The organism is Bradyrhizobium sp. WYCCWR15520 (genome assembly GCF_056174665.1).
The window spans coordinates 58,907-77,784 of record NZ_JBWBWM010000011.1; the positions used below are offsets into that span (position 1 = coordinate 58,907).

14 protein-coding genes are annotated in these 18,878 nt (G+C 62.6%); 9 read left to right on the top strand and 5 right to left on the bottom strand.

Translation table 11 applies throughout. The annotated features are described in order from the left end of the window. Positions 1-215 precede the first annotated feature (215 nt). Both AC0QUY_RS14215 and AC0QUY_RS14220 read left to right on the top strand, forming a co-directional pair. The gene (locus AC0QUY_RS14215) at positions 216-3,083 is read left to right on the top strand and encodes a valine--tRNA ligase (protein WP_475387296.1); all 2,868 of its coding nucleotides are present in this window, start codon (positions 216-218) and stop codon (positions 3,081-3,083) included. 143 nt (positions 3,084-3,226) lie between these two features. Then, a complete protein-coding gene (locus AC0QUY_RS14220) occupies positions 3,227-3,613 on the top strand; it encodes a VOC family protein (RefSeq protein WP_161854568.1) in 387 nt (128 codons plus the stop codon). Positions 3,614-3,647: 34 nt separating this feature from the next. Here the strand turns inward: AC0QUY_RS14220 and AC0QUY_RS14225 are convergent, their stop codons facing one another. Then, positions 3,648-5,954, bottom strand: a complete 2,307-nt coding sequence (locus AC0QUY_RS14225; protein WP_475387297.1) for a glycoside hydrolase family 113 — start codon at positions 5,952-5,954, stop codon at positions 3,648-3,650. A gap of 529 nt (positions 5,955-6,483) precedes the next feature. Between AC0QUY_RS14225 and AC0QUY_RS14230 the strand changes: the two genes are divergently transcribed. Together AC0QUY_RS14230 and AC0QUY_RS14235 are read left to right on the top strand one after the other, a co-directional pair. After that, positions 6,484-8,292 carry a vanadium-dependent haloperoxidase gene (locus AC0QUY_RS14230; protein WP_475387298.1) on the top strand — a complete coding sequence of 603 codons (1,809 nt, stop codon included), beginning with the start codon at positions 6,484-6,486 and terminating at the stop codon, positions 8,290-8,292. 436 nt (positions 8,293-8,728) lie between these two features. Then, entirely contained in the window at positions 8,729-8,965 is a 237-nt protein-coding gene (locus AC0QUY_RS14235) for a hypothetical protein (protein WP_161854569.1), read from the top strand. Positions 8,966-10,426: 1,461 nt separating this feature from the next. Here the strand turns inward: AC0QUY_RS14235 and AC0QUY_RS14240 are convergent. Continuing rightward, positions 10,427-11,032 (bottom strand): DNA-3-methyladenine glycosylase, encoded by a 606-nt coding sequence (locus AC0QUY_RS14240; protein ID WP_161854570.1) that lies wholly within the window; start codon positions 11,030-11,032, stop codon positions 10,427-10,429. A 158-nt stretch (positions 11,033-11,190) separates the two neighbouring features. On the opposite strand from AC0QUY_RS14240, the gene lipA reads away from it, so the two are divergent. The 3 genes from lipA to AC0QUY_RS14255 all read left to right on the top strand — a co-directional run bounded on the left by lipA (position 11,191) and on the right by AC0QUY_RS14255 (position 13,184). Then, positions 11,191-12,150, top strand: coding sequence for a lipoyl synthase (gene lipA / locus AC0QUY_RS14245; protein WP_161854571.1), 960 nt, complete (start codon positions 11,191-11,193; stop codon positions 12,148-12,150). A 171-nt stretch (positions 12,151-12,321) separates the two neighbouring features. After that, positions 12,322-12,705, top strand: a complete 384-nt coding sequence (locus AC0QUY_RS14250; RefSeq protein ID WP_475387299.1) for a P-loop NTPase family protein — start codon at positions 12,322-12,324, stop codon at positions 12,703-12,705. Next, positions 12,705-13,184 carry a type II toxin-antitoxin system RatA family toxin gene (locus AC0QUY_RS14255; protein WP_161854573.1) on the top strand — a complete coding sequence of 160 codons (480 nt, stop codon included), beginning with the start codon at positions 12,705-12,707 and terminating at the stop codon, positions 13,182-13,184. The genes AC0QUY_RS14250 and AC0QUY_RS14255 overlap by 1 nt, the downstream gene beginning before the upstream one ends. On the opposite strand, the gene AC0QUY_RS14260 is transcribed toward AC0QUY_RS14255, so the two are convergent. Continuing rightward, a complete protein-coding gene (locus AC0QUY_RS14260; protein WP_475387300.1) occupies positions 13,181-13,912 on the bottom strand; it encodes a FadR/GntR family transcriptional regulator in 732 nt (243 codons plus the stop codon). The genes AC0QUY_RS14255 and AC0QUY_RS14260 overlap by 4 nt on opposite strands. Before the next feature lie 161 nt (positions 13,913-14,073). Between AC0QUY_RS14260 and AC0QUY_RS14265 the strand changes: the two genes are divergently transcribed. Continuing rightward, positions 14,074-15,060, top strand: a complete 987-nt coding sequence (locus AC0QUY_RS14265) for an NAD(P)-dependent oxidoreductase (protein WP_475387301.1) — start codon at positions 14,074-14,076, stop codon at positions 15,058-15,060. A gap of 101 nt (positions 15,061-15,161) precedes the next feature. Then, positions 15,162-16,835, top strand: a complete 1,674-nt coding sequence (locus AC0QUY_RS14270) for a thiamine pyrophosphate-binding protein (RefSeq protein ID WP_475387302.1) — start codon at positions 15,162-15,164, stop codon at positions 16,833-16,835. A 4-nt stretch (positions 16,836-16,839) separates the two neighbouring features. On the opposite strand, the gene AC0QUY_RS14275 is transcribed toward AC0QUY_RS14270, so the two are convergent. Together AC0QUY_RS14275 and AC0QUY_RS14280 are read right to left on the bottom strand one after the other, a co-directional pair. Further along, positions 16,840-17,442 (bottom strand): CinA family protein, encoded by a 603-nt coding sequence (locus AC0QUY_RS14275; protein WP_475387303.1) that lies wholly within the window; start codon positions 17,440-17,442, stop codon positions 16,840-16,842. 1 nt (position 17,443) lies between these two features. Beyond that, positions 17,444-18,640, bottom strand: a complete 1,197-nt coding sequence (locus AC0QUY_RS14280; protein ID WP_475387304.1) for a bifunctional 2-C-methyl-D-erythritol 4-phosphate cytidylyltransferase/2-C-methyl-D-erythritol 2,4-cyclodiphosphate synthase — start codon at positions 18,638-18,640, stop codon at positions 17,444-17,446. Positions 18,641-18,878: the final 238 nt, after the last annotated feature.

An 18,878-nucleotide genomic window follows, 5' to 3' on the forward strand; every position in this document is an offset into this window, starting at 1 on the left:
CTTATTCACCAGTCTGGCCGGGCGTTGCCGCAGCGTCCCGCCGCCCCCAAATTGACTTGTCAGGTTGACTTGAGGCGCTGTCGCGGCTTTCTAGGGGCCGTCCGGCGCGATCACATCAGAACCCGGCGCTACCACGTTGTTTTGATGCGTATTCTCTCGGCGGACCGGCAACGGCTTGCTCGAGAGCGCGCCCCCAGCACCCCAACTGCATTGTCATGATCGAGAAAAACTACCAGCCCGCCGATATCGAAAGCCGCATGTCCCGGATCTGGGAGGAGAGCGGCGCGTTCATGGCCGGCCGCCCGGAACGGAAGGATGCCGCGCCGTTCACCATCGTGATCCCGCCGCCGAACGTGACGGGCTCGCTGCATATGGGTCACGCGCTGAACAACACGCTGCAGGACATCCTCTGCCGCTTCGAGCGGATGCGCGGTCGCGACGTGCTGTGGCAGCCCGGCACCGACCATGCCGGCATCGCGACCCAGATGGTGGTCGAGCGGCAATTGATGGAACGGCAGGAGCCGGGCCGCCGCGACCTCGGCCGCGCCAAATTCCTCGAACGCGTCTGGCAGTGGAAGGCGGAGAGTGGCGACACCATCGTCAATCAGCTCAAGCGTCTCGGCGCTTCCTGCGACTGGTCACGCGAGCGTTTTACCATGGACGAGGGCCTGTCGCGGGCAGTCGTGAAGGTGTTCGTCGAGTTGCACCGCGCAGGGTTGATCTACAAAGACAAGCGGCTGGTGAACTGGGATACGAAACTGCTCACCGCGGTCTCCGACCTCGAAGTGCAGCAGATCGAGGTCAAGGGCAGTCTCTGGTACCTGCGCTATCCGATCGAGGGCAAGACGTTTAGCCCCGACGACCCCTCGACTTTTGTCGTCGTGGCGACGACGCGACCCGAGACGATGCTCGGCGACACCGCCGTTGCAGTCCATCCGGACAACGAGCGGATCGGGCATCTGATCGGCCAGCATGTGATCCTGCCGCTGGTCGGCCGCCGTATCCCGATCGTCGGAGACGACTACGCCGATCCCGAGAAGGGGTCGGGCGCGGTCAAGATCACGCCGGCGCACGACTTCAACGACTTCGAGGTCGGCAAGCGGCATGGCCTGCCGCGGATCAACGTGTTTGATCAGGAAGGCTGCATGAACCTCGTGGGCAACGAGGACTATTTGCGCGGCTTGCCGGAAGGTTCGGAGCAACTGGCCGAAGAATTGAACAGCGTCGAACGCTTCGCCGCGCGCAAGAAGCTCGTGACCCGGCTGGAGGATTTCGGCTTCCTGGAAAAGATCGAGCCGAACACGCATATGGTGCCGCATGGCGACCGCTCCGGCACAGTGCTCGAGCCCTATCTGACCGACCAGTGGTATGTCGACGCCAAGACGATGGCACAGCCTGCGATCGCGGCGGTGCGCTCTGGCGCGACCAGCTTCGTGCCGAAGAACTGGGAGAAGACCTATTTCGAGTGGATGGAGAACATCCAGCCCTGGTGCATCTCGCGCCAGCTCTGGTGGGGCCATCAGATTCCGGCGTGGTACGGGCCCGACGGCAAGGTGTTCGTCGCCGAGACCGAAGAGGAAGCCGTCGGCAACGCGCTCGGCTATTACGTCGAGCAGGAAGTCATCACGCCGGAGCAGGGGCGCGAGATGGCCCAGGATCCTGCCAAGCGCGAGGGATTCATCACGCGAGACGAGGACGTGCTCGACACCTGGTTCTCATCAGGCCTGTGGCCGTTCTCGACGCTCGGCTGGCCGGATGAAACGAGCGAAGTGAAGCGCTATTACCCGACCAACGTGCTCGTCACGGGATGGGACATCATCTTCTTCTGGGTGGCGCGGATGATGATGATGGGCTTGCACTTCATGAAGGAGGCGCCGTTCTCGACCGTCTACATCCACCGTCTCGTCCGTGACGAGAAGGGCGCGAAGATGTCGAAGTCGAAAGGCAACGTCATCGATCCCCTCGGCGTCATCGACGATTTTGGCGCCGACGCGCTGCGCTTTGCGCTGGCGCGCGGTGCCGCGCATAACCACGACATCAAGCTCTCGCCGCAACTGGTCGAGACCAACCGAAATTTTGCGACAAAGCTGTGGAATGCCTGCCGCTTCGCCGAGATGAACGGCTGCGACAAGCCCGACCGCTTCGAGCCGACGGCGGCGAAGGAAACGTTGAACCGCTGGATCGCGCACGAAACCTCGCGCGCCACGCGCGAGGTGACCGAGGCGATCGAGGCCTATCGCTTCAACGACGCGGCGAATGCGATCTACCGCTTCGTCTGGAACGTCTATTGTGACTGGTATGTCGAACTCGCAAAGCCCTTGCTGATGGGCGAGGAGGGGGCGGCCAAGGCCGAGACCCGCGCCATGATCGCCTGGGCGCGCGACGAGATCCTCAAGCTGCTGCACCCGTTCATGCCCTTCATCACCGAAGAGCTCTGGGCGGTAACGGCCAGGCGCGACGGCCTGCTGGTGCTGGCCGAGTGGCCGCGCAAGGCGAGCGCGGTGAGCGAAGAACAGATCGCTTCGATGGCGATGGCAGGCCCCGGCGATCCCCTGATCGCGCCTGTCATGGCCGCGCTCGACGCCGGAGATTTCAGCGATCCTGCCGCCGAAGCCGAGATCGGCTGGGTGGTCGACCTCGTCACTGCCATCCGCTCGGTGAAATCGGAAATGAATATTCCGCCGGCGACGTTGATCCCGGTGGTGCTGTCGGCTGCATCAGTCGAAACCAAAGACCGCGCGGGACGTTGGAGCGACATCGTCAAGCGTCTGGCGCGTCTGTCGGATATCTCGTTCGCCGATCGCCCGCCCGAAGGCGCGGTGCAGTTGCTGGTGCGCGGTGAAGTCGTGGCGCTGCCGCTCAAGGGCGTGATCGACCTCTCGGCCGAAAAGACCCGGCTCGACAAGGAAATCGTCAAGGCCGACGCCGACATCAAGCGCGTCGACGCCAAGCTTTCCAACGAGAAGTTCGTGGCCAACGCGCCCGAAGAGATCGTCGAGGAAGAAAAGGAAAAGCGCGAAGCGGCAGTGGCGCGCAAGGCAAAACTGCAGGAAGCGCTGGAGCGGCTGAAGCTGGCGTTCTGAAGCAAGGCGCTGAACCATCCCCGTCATTGCGAGCGAAGCGAAGCAATCCATAGCGCGGCACGCGGAGAGGTGGATTGCTTCGTCGCTTAAGCTCCTCGCAATGACGGCTGCGATAGCTTGAGTCATCATCGAGGAACTGATCGATGCTCGACCACGTCTCCATCACCGTATCCGATTTCGCCGCCGCCGAACGCTTCTACGACGCGATCATGGCCGCGCTCGACGTCGTCAAGGTCGGCCGCAGCGACCGTTGGCTCGGCTACGGCGAACGCGCCGACGCGCAGTATCCGGACCGCGTCTACATCGCGATCTACAGGGGCGAGAGGCCGGACGAGGCCACCAGCCGCCACTGGTGCTTCAAGGCCAAATCGCGAGCCGAGGTCGACGCCTTCTGGCGCGCCGGCATCGCCGCCGGCGGCACCGATGACGGCCCGCCGGGCCTCCGCCACTACCACCCCGCCTATTACGGCGCGTTCCTGCGCGACCCCGACGGCAACAAGGTCGAGGCGGTGTGCCATCGGGCGGAGTAGGGCATGCAGGCTGCTTGCTTGCTTTCGGTGGACCTCAGACGAACAGAAAATCGCTGGCGTGGAGCTGGCTCAGCGTTGTGTTCTTGATCTCGATCGTGTTGTTGGCGTCAACGGTGATCACGACACTGGTGCCAACCTCGGCCATGTGCGACTGCAGCGCGCTGAAGTCCGCAAACACTGTCTTGTCGAACTGAATGATGTCCTGCACGCCATCGGTGTTCTGGAAGTCGGCAATGGTGTCGTTGCCGAATCCAGGGGCGAACACAAACGTGTCATTGCCGGCACCGCCGGCCAGATAATCGTTTCCGCCGCCGCCGGTCAGCCGGTCGTTGCCGCCGCCACCATACAGTAACTCGCTGCTGGTACCGCCCTGCAGGCTGTCATTGCCGTCGTCCCCGAACATCTGGGTTGCCGCGGTGCCGCCTTTTATCTGGTCGTCACCGGCGTTGCCGTGCATCGTATCCAGTCCGCCGCCGCCGGAGAGATAGTCGTTGCCGTCACCGCCATTCATGACGTTGGCGGCGCCGCTGCCATAGAGCTGGTCCTTGCCGCTGCCGCCGTCGAGCAGGGCGCCGGTGTCGCCGGCGCTGGCCTTGATGATGTCGTTGCCATCGTCGCCATAGAGCTGATCCGTTGCCGTGGTGATGCCGGCGCCGCTGTTGATCGTGTCGTCGTCCGCCCCGCCGTGGATCGCATCCGCGCCGGGGCCGCCGTTGATGGCATCGTTGCCCGCGCCGCCCTGGATCAGGTCCGTCCCGGCACCGCCGTTGATCACGTCCTTGCCTGCGCCTCCGTCAAGGCTGTCATCATCGGTCGACGAGCCGAAGAACAGGTCCTGGTGACCGGTCATGTCATAGTGGATGGACTTGTTCTGATAGAGGTTCCAGGTCCCCGGCGAGCTTGGATTGACAGCGTCGGAAACGGCAAGATGCTCGCCGTTGACGGTGATGTCCTTGATATAGAGGTTTCGGTCGCCGTCGGCGGTGGCGATATCGTTGATGAAAGCGAGATCGAGACTCGAGACGGTAGCCGGGTTGGTGAACGTGAAGGTGAAGGTCTGGAAACCCGACGCATCGGTCGCGCCGTGGAATTCGACTGTGTTGCCGACCTGCTGCCCGTTAATCAGGACCTGCATCCTGGCGCCGACGCCGTCAACGACGGAGCTGTAACCCGTCACCGTAACTGACGTTTCCGCGAGTTTGGGAATTGTATCGGGGCCGCCGGTAATGGTGTCGTCGCCCCCGTCCGCCTTGATCGTGTCGTTGCCCACGCCGCCGGACAGCACGTCATTGCCGCCGCCGACATCCATCAGATCGGCGGACGGAGAACCCGTTAGCGTCTGGCCAGGCGGCTGGTGCTGACCTCCGTACCATTCAGTAATCAACTCCTGCGCAGGCTTGCCTTGCGGCGAGTAGCCGATCGGCGAGTATTTGTTGTTCGTATCCCAGTTCCAGATCGACGCGCCCCTGAACCAGCTTCCGCCTTCCGATCCCCACACCTGAAAGAAGGCACTGAAGGCGTCATGTTGCTCCTGGACGTCCTGCGTCGTGCCTTCGGCCCAGCCGCCTGGGCGGATATTGGTTCCGTCGACACTGCGATAGCCGGTTTCAGTGAAGAACACCTGCTTGTCGTACTGCAAGGCGAGGGAATGGAAGAAATCGACCGGCGACATGTGATTCATCACCTTCGCCCAATAGTCGTCCGTCGACATGCTGTTCCATGCGTTGACCATCTCCTCGACAGTTGGATCGGTTGTCGTCGTCAGCGGCGGATAAGCGTTGATTCCGATGACATCAACCTTGTCCCAAAAGCTCACATTGATGGCTTCGTCGGTTGCGGCGGCATAGGTGATCTCGCCGTGGAACACGGCACGTATGGAATCGATGAGGTCGACCCAGTAGCTTCGATACTGGGGTCCGGAGAGCTTGCCGAGTTCATTGCCGATCGAGAGCATGGTCACGCCGGCTTGCTCGGCGATTTCAGCCATGTGGATCATTTCCTCCTTGTAGGAAGCAAAGAAGGCGGCGGGATCGCTCGGAACAAGTGCGTAGGCGAGCGTACCATCGAGAGCTGAAACCATGGGCTTCAACGTAACCGAAAGCCCGATTGCCCTTGCATTTGCCGCAGCCTGAATAATGTTGGCGTCGCTCTCGGTCTTGTTGGGATCCGCGGAGACATCATTCGACGTCCTGGTCTGCATAAAGAGCCGCGGCGCGAGCTCGATCGAGTTTGCATTGGTGCTCGCGATCGCCTCCATGGCGGCGAACGCGGAACTGGCGACGAATGCACCATTGTAGTTGGAGAGGAAGCCAAATCCCTGAACAGGAAACACGCCCGCCATCGCACAGCTCTTTTCTTTTGAAGTTTTTGCTGTTTGGTGGCTCCGTGGTTTGCGCATCACGCCGCGTGTTCACGCATTCGACGCGGTACAATTGTGAGCACTTCACTCGCGCAAAACGAAGCAGCAGGCCACACTTACGCGTTCAACGTGGGCGTGTCGTGACAGGATTGAGTCGATGTTGCGATTGTTGAAAAAGCGAAGCGCGTCGTTGCTGCATCGTTGCCAGTTCGACTCGAACCGAAGAAGCTTGCTCGGGAACTTTGAGTCGTTCACGTCGTAGCGCCACGGCAAGTCGAACGCTTTGGTGGTTCCGAAGCGGACGCCTGCGACGATGCCGGGCTTGCTTGGCCAGCGCGATCGGCAGCCGGTGGACCGCTTCTGCCGATTGGTCCGCACGACTCACTTATTGATCTGCGTCAATCTCCTCCCGCTTCCTTCTGATTGCATCATTTCGCGTCTAGGACAGGCGCACAAGAGAGTGGAAGGCTCCGGCGCAATCCTGGATTTGCCTGCGAGGGAGGAACTCTCCATGGCCGACCACCACCCCACCATTTCGATTGAATCCGACCTGGCATCGCCGGCCCTGCCGACGACCACCGCGGTCACTCGCCGCTCGCTGCTCGGCGGGGCCGGCATCGCTGTTGGCGCCGCCGTGTTGACGTCGCCGCCGGGCATGCCCGGAGTAGCCCCGGCCGCGGCGCAGACTGTGGGCGTGGGCGTGAGCGTGGAGGCGCGGCCCCTCGACGCGGCGTTCAAGCGCCGCGCTTTCGAGGTCCGAGCGGCCTGCGCGAGCAACAACGAGAAAATTGCCATCCCGCCCCACCCCGCGAATGGCGATGAGGCGCGCTACACCAACAAGATCGGTTCCGATACACGGGGCCTGCCGCACGACAAACGCGGCGAAGTGGAACAAGCTGCATGGCAGGCGCTCTATGCCGCTTGCCAGTCGGGCGATCCCGCTGATTTCGAGAAAATCTCGCTCGGCGGCACGCGCAAACTGGTCAATCCCATCGGCACACAGGCCGTCAGTCTCAGCGGCATAAACCCTACTCAGATTGCGATACCGCCGGCACCGGCGCTTGCAAGCGCGGAGCGTGGCGGCGAGGCGGTCGAGGTCTATTGGCAAGCTCTGCTTCGTGACGTTCCGCTTACCGAGTTGCGCGACGACACCTCCAATCGCGACGTGCTCGCAGCAACCGAGGAAATCAACAAGCTCGCCGATTTCCGGGGGCCGAAGTCTGGTGGGCGGGTCACTCCCGGTACGCTGTTCCGCGCCAATGCGCTTTATTTCGACCCGGCTGACCCGAAGGGCCGCTCCGTCACGCCTCCAGGCGTTTTGGACGGCCCGCTGATCTCGCAATTCCTGCTCCGGGACGTGCCCTATGCCACACAGTGGATCAGTGCTCAAATTCGCACCACGTTACCCGCCAGCGAATTCCTGACCGAATACGAGGAGTGGCTGGCGATCCAGAACGGCACTCCATCGAAACGCAGGCTGCAGTTCGACGCGACACCGCGATACATAACGACAGGGAGAGATCTCGCGGAGTATGTCCGCACGCCTCCTGCATTTGCGTGGGCGGCAACACTGCTCCTTGCGACCCCCGGCGGTGGGACGGACCAACGCTACTCCGGGATCTATCCACCGACAGAGCCCGCGTCCTACCCATCGAACCCGTATCGGAAATCGAAAACCCAGGGCCCCGGGGCTGCCACCTTCGGGTTCCCCTATGTGCAGGCACTGCTCGCCACGGGGATCAGTAACTCCGTCCGCGCGGTCTACTGGCAGAAGTATTTCGTGCACCGGGCTGTGCGACCGGAAGCCTATGGCGGTCTGGCGCACCATCGCCTCGCCAATGGCGTGAGCGACTACCCGTTGCACGACAACTTCCTGAAATCGGAAGCCCTCGATCGCAGCAAGGCAAAATACGGCACCTATCTTTTGTCACAAACCTATCCGGACGCCGCGCCCTTCCACTCCACCTATCCCGGCGGTGCCACCGGCGTTGGTGCCGTCGCGGCTACCATATTGAAGGCGTTTTTCGACGAGAGCCGCGTTATCCCCAACCCGGTACAGCCCGATCCGGCTGACCCGACGAAACTCGTACCCTACAGCGGCCCGTCGCTCACGGTCGGTGGAGAGTTGAACAAGCTCGCGGTGAATTTCGGTTTCGGACGGAATTGGGCGGGCATCCACTGGCGTTCCGACGCTTCCGCCTCTATGGCGATCGGCGAGGAAGTGGCTATCGGGATGCTGCGGGACGAGCGCACCACCCTCCGAGAGCCCTTCGACGGCTTCTCCTTCACGCGCTTCGACGGCAGCCGTGTTACAATCTGACAGCAGCCGGGCGGCGCCCCTTTCGTGGGGCGCGTCGGCCGGCTGTGCGGAGAAGCGGAAGCGTTTATGCCCGGAGTGGCAGCCATGGCGCAGAACCTGGTAGCCGGATTGGTCGTGGTGGCCTTGATTATCATGGGCTTGCTTGCCTACGCCCAGAAACATGAGGGGTGCTTGCACGGGCGCTCGCTCCAAACGTTCAAGCCCTGCGGATCAGTTAGCGTCAACATGTAGCGCCGGTCGCGACGCTGCGGCTGACTTCGCGCGATTTAGTGCCCATCCCATGGAGCGCGCGCGAGTGTCAACAGAATCCACGGCGCGGCCATCGCGGCCGGGCAGGGCACGTCACTAAACCCGAATTTAATGGAAACAATGGGGAGCGAACCCCACCTGTTCGTTGTGTAACGGTCTTTGCATAACCGCTCGAAAGGACAGAGCCATGAAAGTCGCAATGTTAGCGTTGGTCACCGCGTCAATGCTCTCAAGCACGTATGCATTCGCAAATACGGCGCATCATCAACCGTTCGTCAGAAGCTCCATGTATGCCACTCCAGCCGTCGTCCTGCATCCGAATTACGGCAATGCGAACGGAAATCCGGATGGTCCGACAACGTTGAGCGGCACCGGCGATTCTCAATTCGGCGGCACGTCGGCCGGCACCAGCGGCTACAACTAGGTGTGCGAAGTAGCAGCGAGCAGGAAGCATAGCCCGGATCAGCGTAAGCGAGATCCGGGTCTTGCTTTGTCCCGCATGTCGCTGCGCTCATGCGGGCTACTTGCTTGCTAAAGATCGCGCTTTTTCCACCACGCCCATGCGACTCAACAGATCGCTTTCTGAAAAACGCAGCAAGTTTTACGACGGCATCCCAATCATAATGTTCTTTGGAGGCACAAATCTCTCTTCCGCTTTTGTCGAGCAAAGACAAATAATAGCGTCCGTCAAGGACTCGCTGCGCCCTCAGCGGATCGACTATCCTCGCAGCGGGGCTAATCAGGATCTGCACATCATCAACCGGAGGCTCTACCCGGCAAGTGATCGCCGGGTGCCCCTCTGGACAGATCGAGTCAGATGGCCGTTCGTCTTCATTCTCTTGCCTCTCCACGACCCAGTCGTGTCCTTCTTCGCATCGGTAAGATCGAAACAATCTCATAGCAGTCTCAATGGAAAGGATGGAACGCTTCTGTTCCGTTCCAGACGTTAACATGAGGAATTACGAACTACGGTGAAGTGCACTCAACTCGTGGTTTCGGACCACGCTGGGCATCAAGAATTGCCCGGATAAGCAACGGCGACATCGGATGGGCGGTCTATCCCGCTTTGCTCATGCGGGCCTACTGTCTGTTTGGTTGAAATTCGCAAGCCTCTCGCCCCTGCGCCAATATTCGATTTTTTCCAGCAACTTCAAGCTGATTTGCCCCGTCCAGCCTCGAACGCAAAAATAATCCGCTTCTCGGGCGCCCCAAATCACCCGTACAACTCCCGCCATCCCGTCCCGAGAAGAGGGGCGTTGGCCATCGTCACGAACGTTGGGACGGGTTGCGGTGGACGCGGCAGCGTCAGGCGCGCAAGGTGTTCGCAGGGCGGTTATCCGTGAGCAAACACAGCGCGCAGACGAACGACGCTTAAACGCTTTCGCTTTCTGCTTCGGCCGGCACGCACTTGGCCGGTTGAAGTCTCTGGCGAGGGAAGCTGCGTACGGCAAAACCGTGTGGTCCTGGCACCCGTGGCTGGTGTCAAGCTGGCGGAGGTTTGCAGTCGCCCAACCGGGTCATGCGAACCGTCAATTCGTCAGCGATGGAGGCAAGAGGAATTCGTCTCCAGGGAGAGCTCGGCATAAGCCGTCAAACCATTGCGCAGGGAATGCCGGACTGCTCCGGCTGTACCTGTATGCTCGTGTGCGCATTTCCTTAAGTGCAACTGCACACGGGACCGCGGGTGCGGCAAGCACCCGGCATTCCCTGCGCCCTCTCATCTTGACGAGGGCATCAGATGCAAACCTCGGGCGAATAACGTCGCGAGAACGCGAAACTGTATCCACGTCATTGCGAGCGAAGCGAAGCAATCCACTCTTTCTTTGCTCGGCGACATGGATTGCTTCGCTGCGCTCGCAATGACGCTGAAAGAGAAACCGCGTTGTCAAAACCGCTTGCTCAGGAACCGCGATCCCTTCAGGCCATAGCGCCACGGCAGATCGACTGCTTTTGTAATGCCGATCCGGACACCGACGATGGTCTCCGCCTTGCTGACGCGCGCATGCAGCGCAAACGGCGGCTGGTCCAGCGGCAGTTCGTTATGCTTGATCGTGATGCCGAGCGCCTCGCAAAGCTTGCCCGGTCCCGTGCACAGCGCGCGCGCCTCCTGCAGGCCGCGGCGGCGGCGCATGGCAGCGAGGCCATGGGTCGGCTCAAGCGCGCGGATCAGCACGGCGCTGGCCGAGCCTTCGGCCTCGCAGACGAAGTTCACGCACCAGTGGATGCCGTAGGAGCGGTAGACATAGGCAAATCCCGGCGGGCCGAACATCACCCGGTTGCGCGGCGTCGGCCCGTTGAAGGAATGCGCGGCCGGGTCGGTGTGATGATAGGCCTCGACCTCGGTGATGATGCCGCCGACGCCGCCGACCAGCAGCGTCGCCCCGATCAGGTCGGGCGCGACCTCGTGCACGCTGCGGCCAAAAAACGAGCGTTTCAGCGGCTTGCCGAGTCGGGGGGCGGCGCCGTCGGCAGGCTTGGGGCTTTGAACCATTTTCAGGTGAGAATCGTTCGCGGAAGGGGTGAAATTCGTCATTATCTTGCACGTTCTGCCGGGTTTCGCGAGCCCGGGGGCGCGTGGTCTTCCGCAACCGGGTTGCAGCTACAGGCGACACGGATTAGCTAAGTATTCTTGCCATTTCCGGACTTAACATGGTCGTCCTTGTCGATACCGTCTCCGCCAACCAGGTGCGCCCGCGTCACCCCGAAAAGGTGAACCGGCCGGATGCGCTGTCGCCGCCGAAGCCGGACTGGATCCGGGTGCGCGCGCCGAACACCCGCGGCTATGCCGACACCCGCAAGATCGTCAAGGAAAACGGCCTCGTCACGGTGTGCGAGGAGGCTGGCTGCCCGAATATCGGCGAGTGCTGGGACAAGAAGCACGCCACCTTCATGATCATGGGGGACACCTGCACCCGCGCTTGCGCGTTTTGCAACGTCAAGACCGGCATGCCCGGCGCACTCGACGCCGCCGAGCCGGAACATGTGGCGGAAGCGACCTTCAAGCTCGGGCTCACCCATGTCGTGGTGACTTCGGTCGATCGCGACGATCTCGCCGACGGCGGCGCCGAGCATTTTGCGCAAGTGATCCGCGCCATCCGCGCCCGTTGCCCGACCACGACGATTGAAATTCTCACGCCTGATTTCCTCCGCAAGGAGGGCGCGCTCGAAGTGGTGGCGGCGGCAAAACCCGACGTGTTCAACCACAATCTGGAGACCGTGCCGGCGCGTTATCTCACCGTGCGGCCGGGGGCACGTTATTTCCATTCGATCCGGCTGTTGCAGCGGGTCAAGGAGATCGACCCCACGATTTTCACCAAGTCGGGCATCATGGTCGGCCTTGGCGAGGAGCGGCACGAGGTGCTGCAGGTGATGGACGATCTGCGCTCGGCGGAGGTCGATTTTCTCACCATCGGGCAATATCTGCAGCCGACCCGCAAGCATCACGCTGTGATGCGCTACGTGACGCCGGACGAGTTCGCAGGCTACGAGAAGGTTGCCTACACCAAGGGTTTCCTCATGGTATCGGCGAGCCCGCTGACTCGCTCGTCGCACCATGCCGGCGAGGACTTTGCAAAACTGCAGGCGGCGCGCGTCGCGCGGGGCCGCTAGCCTCGGATTGAACCAATGCACCGTGTTCTTGTGATGGGATCGTCGGGGTCCGGCAAATCGACATTTGCCCAGCGGCGGTCGGAGATCGCAGGCATTCCCTTCGTTTCACTGGATGCGTTGTACTGGAAACCCGGCTGGGTTCCCTCAGATAATACGGAGTTCGGGCAGCGCGTGGCCGAGGTCGTGCGTCAGCCGCAATGGGTCATCGACGGCAACTACACCAGCAGCGGCGCGGGCGAACTGCGCCGCGAGATCAGTGACACCGTGATCTGGTTCGACCTGCCGCGCCGGAACTGCATGCTCGGCATCATGAGGCGGATCGCCGGCAGCTATGGCAAGGTCCGCCCGGAGATGGCGGAGGGTTGCCCCGAGAGGATCGACTTCGAGTTTTTTCGTTATGTCTGGACCTATCGCCAGCGACAGCGGCCGAAACTCCTAGTCTATTTTCAGGGGCTGCGTGCCGATCAATCGCTCGTCTGCTTCACCGATCGGACGCAGGCGGACGACTATCTGAAGAAAATCGCGATCAAACAGAACCGGGCGAGTATCCACTGATGCCGCGCTTTTCCAGCAAGCGCCGGGTTCATCACACCGCGCCGCAGATGTTCGATCTGGTCGCCGATGTCGAGCGCTATCCGGAATTTGTGCCGCTGTGCCAGTCGCTGCGGGTCCGTCAGCGCACGGCGAGGCCGGACGGCACTGAAATCGTGGTGGCTGACATGACGGTGTCGTTCAAGCTGGTGCGGGAATCCTTCACCAGCCGGGTGACGCTGGACCGGGCGAACCTGAAGATCATGGTCGAGTATTTGAAGGGCCCGTTCAGCAATCTGGAAAACCGCTGGACGTTCGAGCCGCGATCGGAAACCGACTGCGACGTCGGATTCTTCCTGTCCTACGAATTCAAGAGCCGGATGCTGGCGATGCTGATGGGGACGATGTTCGATACCGCGTTCCAGCGTTTTGCCGCCGCGTTCGAGAAGCGGGCGGACGCGGTTTACGGAAAGACGGGGGCAGGGCCAGCGAGAACCGGCTAAACATCCGCTAGGTCGGCGCGATCGGCCAGGCGGCGCGCGGCGTTGTCGTAATGCTTGCGGGCCTTGTCCCGCGCGGCGGCAGCATCGCCACGCTTGATGGCCTCGACCAGGCGGGCCTGCTCCTCGATCGCAAAAGTGGCAAGTTCCGTGGCCTTGGTGTTCTTGACGGCGACCGATCGCAGCTTCTCGGCGATCTGGCCGTCGATCATCATGATGAAATTAAGGGCGTGCTCATTGTCAGCCACCTTGGCGATGGTATGGATCAGCTGGCGCTCGGCCTCGAAATGGCGCTCGGCGCCGCGTTCGCGATCGCGGATCGCCTCGCGCATCTCCTTGAGGATCGCCTCCATGCGGACAACGTCGCGGTTGGAGCGCGCCAGCGCCGCGTCGGCTGCGACCTCGATCACGACGCCGTTGCGCAGGCGCAGCAGCTTCAATAGCTCCTTGCGCTTCTGGAAACACGCAGGGCTGATCCGAAACGCCGTCCGCTCCTGCGGCTGCGCGATGAAGGCGCCGACGCCGACGCGGCTCTGGACGACGCCATCATATTTGAGCTGCGAGATCGCCTCGCGAACCACGGTCCGCGCAACCCCGAACTCGTTCGCCAGCGCCTGTTCGGACGGCAAGCGGTCGCCTGGCCGAAGCTCGCCCGCGTGCAGGGCGCCGGTCAGGCTGGCGACGATCTCCTCCGGTAATGAAGGACTCCGTTCAAGCGATTTGATTTTCAAATTGATCGTCCTGCCCTGATGGCGCTGCAGCCGTTGATCCGGACACTATGGGGCACGCCAATCCGAAGGGATATCGAAATCGAGCGGTCGGCGCAATGAACTATCAGGTTGTCAGACAGCTTGCCGTCGTGGTAGCCCGAAGAAAAAGCTGACGGTGCGCGATGACGCTGCCCACACGCCAATGCCAAGAAAATTTCAAGAGAGCGCCAAAATCACGGGGAAGGCCGAAGATGACATTCGAACGCGTTGGCTTTATCGGCCTCGGTGGAATGGGACGAGGGTTGGTGAAGAACCTCGTCGCCAAGGGCGTGGCAGTCACCGCCTACGATCTCAACCCCGCCGCCGTGTCCGTTGCCCAATCGTTCGGCGCGACCGCTGCCAACGGTGTTCAGGAAATCCGCGATAATTGCCGCATCGTCATGATTTGCGTCAATGAAGCCGAGGATGTCGAGGCGCTGATGACGTGTCGCGACGGGCTGCTCGCCGGTTCCGCTCCGGGCTTCATCATAGTGGATCACACCACCGGTAACCCGCAAATGGTTGCGAAGCTCGAGCGCATGGTGCGTGCGGCCGGCGGGCGCTACGCCGAGGCGCCGATGACGCGAACCCCGAAACACGCCGACATCGGCAAGGTCAACGTGCTGTTCGGCGGCGAGGGCGACCTGCTCGACGATCTCAGGCCGTATTTCGAGCTCTATGCCGAGAACATCTTCCACATCGGTCCATTGGGACACGCCATCCGCCTCAAACTTATTCATAACTATATCGCCTTCGCTAATGTGGCGGCGTGGTGCGAGGGGTTTGCGCTCGCAGCAAAAGACGGGCTCGATCTCTCCCAGGTGATTGGCATCATCTCGGCCGCCGGCGGCAAGAGCGGCATGCTCGATCTCTATGGTCAAGCCACGCTCGAAGGCGACTTCACCCCGCTGATGTCGCTGGCGAACGCGCGCAAGGATGTGCGCTATTACGCGCGCTGGCTGGAGGAGGCGGGGCTGCCTGGGTTCATGGCGGAGGCAGTGCACCAGACCTACCGGCAGGCGGCGCTGCTCGGGCACGACGGCGAATCCTGCACCGCCGTCATCAAGGCCTATGAGGCCGTGACCGGCGTTGAGGCGCGGGTTGAGCCGAAAGTCCAGCAAGGAACATGACCGGCGACATATCAGATCTCGCAGGAAACCGGTTGCTGGTGCCGACGCCATTCTTTAAGCCGGGTCCAAATCCGTAAATCCCGCAACGGAAGGGCGAGCCGATGGATGGCAATCTTCGAACCGGTGGACATATTCTGATCGAGCAATTGGCCTTGCACGGCGCCGATACTGTGTTCGGCGTGCCCGGCGAGAGCTTTCTGGCCGCCCTCGACGGCATGTATCAGAGCCAGCGGGTGCGGTTCATCAACGCCCGGCATGAAGGCGGCGCGGCCATGATGGCGGATGCCTATGGCAAGCTCACGGGAAAGCCCGGCATCGTGTTCGCCACCCGCGGCCCCGGCGCCACCAATGCTTCCGCCGGCGTCCATGTCGCCTTCCAGGACTCGACCCCGTTGATCCTGCTCCTTGGCCAGGTCGGGCGCGACATGATGGAGCGCGAAGCGTTCCAGGAAATCGACTATCGACTGATGTTCGGGCCGATGGCGAAATGGGTCGCGCAAATCGACGATGCGCGGCGGATTCCCGAATTCATCTCCCGCGCCTTCTTCACCGCGACCTCGGGCCGACCCGGTCCGGTGGTGCTGGCGCTGCCGGAGGACATGCTCACCGACACCGCCGAGGTGTCGGATGCGCCGCCCTATAATCCGATTCCGGTTGCGCCCGATGACGGCGCCTTGCGGCAGTTCCATGCGCTGCTGTCGGAGGCGAAGAAGCCGTTCCTGATCGTTGGCGGCGGCGGATGGAGCGATCAGGCCCGCCGCGAGCTTGAAGCGTTTGCCGCCGCGCACGAGGTCCCGGTCGCCGTCTCGTTCCGATGCCAGGATTATTTCGACAATCTGCACCCCTGCTATGGCGGTCATGTCGGCATCGGTCTCGACGCAAAGATCGCCGAACGAATCCGCACCAGCGATCTGGTGATCGCGCTTGGTGCGAGGTTGGGGGAGGCGACCACGTCCGGCTACACGCTGTTCGATGTTCCGAAGCCGAAGCAGCCGCTGGTCCATATCTATTCCGACCCGGAAGAGATAGGCCGTGTCTATTCCCCGACGCTCGGCGTGGTCGCGAGCAGCGCGGCCTTCGCCGCTGCGATCAGGCGGCTGGAGCCGAAACATCGCTCGCGCGCCGACTACGTCAAGGCGGCGCATGCCGACTATCTCGCCTTCGCCGAGCCGACGCGATCGCCAGGCGACGTGCAGCTTTCGCAGGTCGTGCGCGGTTTGAGCGATCGCTTGCCGCACGACACCATCATCTGCAACGGCGCCGGCAATTATGCCGTCTGGGTGCATCGGTTCTGGCGCTATCGGCAATACCGCACCGAGCTTGCGCCGACCTCGGGCTCGATGGGGTACGGTCTGCCCGCGGCCGTTGCCGCCAAGCTGCAGCATCCCGAGCGCACCGTGATCGCGTTCGCCGGCGACGGCTGCTTCCAGATGACCGGATTGGAGTTCATGACCGCGGTCGAAAACCGGCTGCCGCTGATTGTGATCGTCTGCAACAACGGCATGTACGGCACGATCCGGATGCACCAGGAGCGGACCTATCCCGGCCGCGTTTCCGGCACCGATCTCGCCAACCCGGACTTTGCCGCACTGGCCCGCGCCTGCGGCGGTTTTGGCGCGCGTGTCGAGCGCACGGAAGACTTTGCGCGCGCTTTCGACGAAGCCGTGGCAAGCGGATTGCCGGCCATCATCGAGCTTTCGATCAGCCCGGAAGCATTGACGCCGGTGAGCTCGCTGAGCGAGACGCGCGCCAAGGCTTTGGCTGCGCAGCCCTGATCGGCTAGGTCCGTGTCGGCCGACGTCGCTTGACGGCGCTGCGCCGTGGCGTTCGCGCGACCCGCGGACGCAACCGGCTCATCGTCTGACGTCGCGGTTTGACCGGCGGCTGCGGTCCGCGCGCCAGTTCCATCAGCATGCGCAGCGCTTCCACCACGGAGCGCTGGCGCACGGTGGTGCGGCCGACGGCTCCAAAACGGAATTCGCGGTGCAGGATCTTGCCGTCGCGCGATGCGACGGCGAAATGGACGAGGCCGACCGGTTTGCCCGGCGTGGCTCCGCCCGGACCAGCGATACCGGTGATGGATACGGCGAGATCGACGCCGGCCTTTTCCAGCGCGCCGACCGCCATCGCGGTCGCGGTCTCCTTGCTGACCGCGCCAAAGGTCGTCAGCGTTGAGGCCTTGACGCCGAGCATCGCGCGCTTGGCGTCGTTTGAATAGGTGACAAAGCCGCGGTCGATGACGTCAGAAGAGCCGGGAATATCGGTAAGCGCGCCCGCGACCAGGCCTCCCGTGCAGGACTCCGCGGTCGCGATCATCAGCTTTCGCATCCGGCACAAATCGAGCAGCGAGCGGGCGAGGGCGCGGGCGTCGCTGCCGCTCATCCTACTCTCTCCAACCTTTATCGTCCCACGGCAGGCGGATGGTGGCGCTCGCGGTTGCGGCGATGCCTTCCTCGCGGCCGGTAAAGCCGAGCCGCTCGCTGGTCGTCGCCTTCACCGCAACACGGGAAATGTTGAGCCCGGTGATCTCGGCAATGCGGGCGCGCATGACATCGCGCAGCGGCCCGATCTTCGGGCGCTCGCAGATCATGGTGACCTCTAAATTGGCAATGCGGCCGCCGCGCGCGGTGACGCGATCGACGGCGTATTTGAGAAATTTGTCCGACGCAGCGCCCTTCCACTGCGGATCGCTGGGCGGAAAGTGCGAGCCGATGTCGCCGTCCGCCAGCGCGCCGAGAATGGCGTCGACCAGCGCGTGCAGGCCGACGTCGCCGTCGGAATGGGCGAGAAAGCCGCGGGTGTGCGGCACCCGTACGCCGCAAAGCATCAGATGATCGCCGTCGCCGAAGGCGTGCACGTCATAGCCGGTGCCGGTCCTGATGTCGCCGAGCTGGGCGGCGAGGCGGGCTTCCTCGCGGACGAAATCTTCTGGCGTTGTCAGTTTCATGTTTGCAGGATCACCTTCAAAGGTCGCTACCGTCAATCCCGCCCATTCCGCGAGCGCCGCGTCATCGGTGAAATCGCTGCGACCGTCGCGCGCGGCGCGGCGGTGAGCATCGAGAATCACATCGAAGCGAAACGCCTGCGGCGTCTGCGCGATTCGCAAGCGTGCGCGGTCGGGCGTTGCCTCGACATCGCCGGTATCGCTCACCTGTTTGATCGTATCTGTGACTGATATCGCAGGCACGGCGGCACCGGTGCGTCCGGCAGCGTCGATCGCCCGCGAAATCACTGCAGGTGTCACGAAGGGCCGTGCGGCGTCGTGGATCAGGACGATGTCGGGCTTCTCCGCCGCCAGCGCCTCGAGCCCGGCATGCACCGAAGCCTGACGGGTCGCGCCGCCATTGGTGGGCGGCTGGTGACGCAGTCCCGCGACGGCCGCGGTGAACATGGCGGCGTCATCGGGATTCACCACCGGCTGTACCGCAAAGACGTCCGGATGCCGGCAAAACGCCTCCATGGCGCGGAAGATCACGGTCTGCCCGCCGATCTCGCGATATTGCTTCGGCCCTCCGGCGCCGGCGCGAAGCCCGCGTCCGGCTGCGACGAGAATGGCTGCGGTACGCTCAGGTTTGGGCATCGGGACTCAAATACGACGAATCAGGGTTGAGGATGGGGCGTCAGGCCGCGCTGGCGCACAGCCCTTACCATGCCGAATACGGAAAACAGAGTGATTCCCATCACCTGTGGGAAAACCGGTTTTTGTTGCAGTGCACTTGCACAAATGGTAGATCTGTCTAAAGTGTAGGCAAGAAGCTTGACTGCCCAAGATTTGTGCTCACAATATGCGCTGACGGTTGCAATGACGCCGCCGCCCC

Excerpts from the sequence above, each read along its gene's own strand:
- AC0QUY_RS14215 (WP_475387296.1), top strand. The coding sequence starts at position 216 with ATGATCGAGAAAAACTACCAGCCCGCCGATATCGAAAGCCGCATGTCC.
- AC0QUY_RS14220 (WP_161854568.1), top strand. The coding sequence starts at position 3,227 with ATGCTCGACCACGTCTCCATCACCGTATCCGATTTCGCCGCCGCCGAA.
- AC0QUY_RS14225 (WP_475387297.1), bottom strand. The coding sequence starts at position 5,954 with ATGGCGGGCGTGTTTCCTGTTCAGGGATTTGGCTTCCTCTCCAACTAC.
- AC0QUY_RS14230 (WP_475387298.1), top strand. The coding sequence starts at position 6,484 with ATGGCCGACCACCACCCCACCATTTCGATTGAATCCGACCTGGCATCG.
- AC0QUY_RS14235 (WP_161854569.1), top strand. The coding sequence starts at position 8,729 with ATGAAAGTCGCAATGTTAGCGTTGGTCACCGCGTCAATGCTCTCAAGC.
- AC0QUY_RS14240 (WP_161854570.1), bottom strand. The coding sequence starts at position 11,032 with ATGGTTCAAAGCCCCAAGCCTGCCGACGGCGCCGCCCCCCGACTCGGC.
- lipA (WP_161854571.1), top strand. The coding sequence starts at position 11,191 with ATGGTCGTCCTTGTCGATACCGTCTCCGCCAACCAGGTGCGCCCGCGT.
- AC0QUY_RS14255 (WP_161854573.1), top strand. The coding sequence starts at position 12,705 with ATGCCGCGCTTTTCCAGCAAGCGCCGGGTTCATCACACCGCGCCGCAG.
- AC0QUY_RS14265 (WP_475387301.1), top strand. The coding sequence starts at position 14,074 with ATGACGCTGCCCACACGCCAATGCCAAGAAAATTTCAAGAGAGCGCCA.
- AC0QUY_RS14270 (WP_475387302.1), top strand. The coding sequence starts at position 15,162 with ATGGATGGCAATCTTCGAACCGGTGGACATATTCTGATCGAGCAATTG.
- AC0QUY_RS14275 (WP_475387303.1), bottom strand. The coding sequence starts at position 17,442 with ATGAGCGGCAGCGACGCCCGCGCCCTCGCCCGCTCGCTGCTCGATTTG.
- AC0QUY_RS14280 (WP_475387304.1), bottom strand. The coding sequence starts at position 18,640 with ATGCCCAAACCTGAGCGTACCGCAGCCATTCTCGTCGCAGCCGGACGC.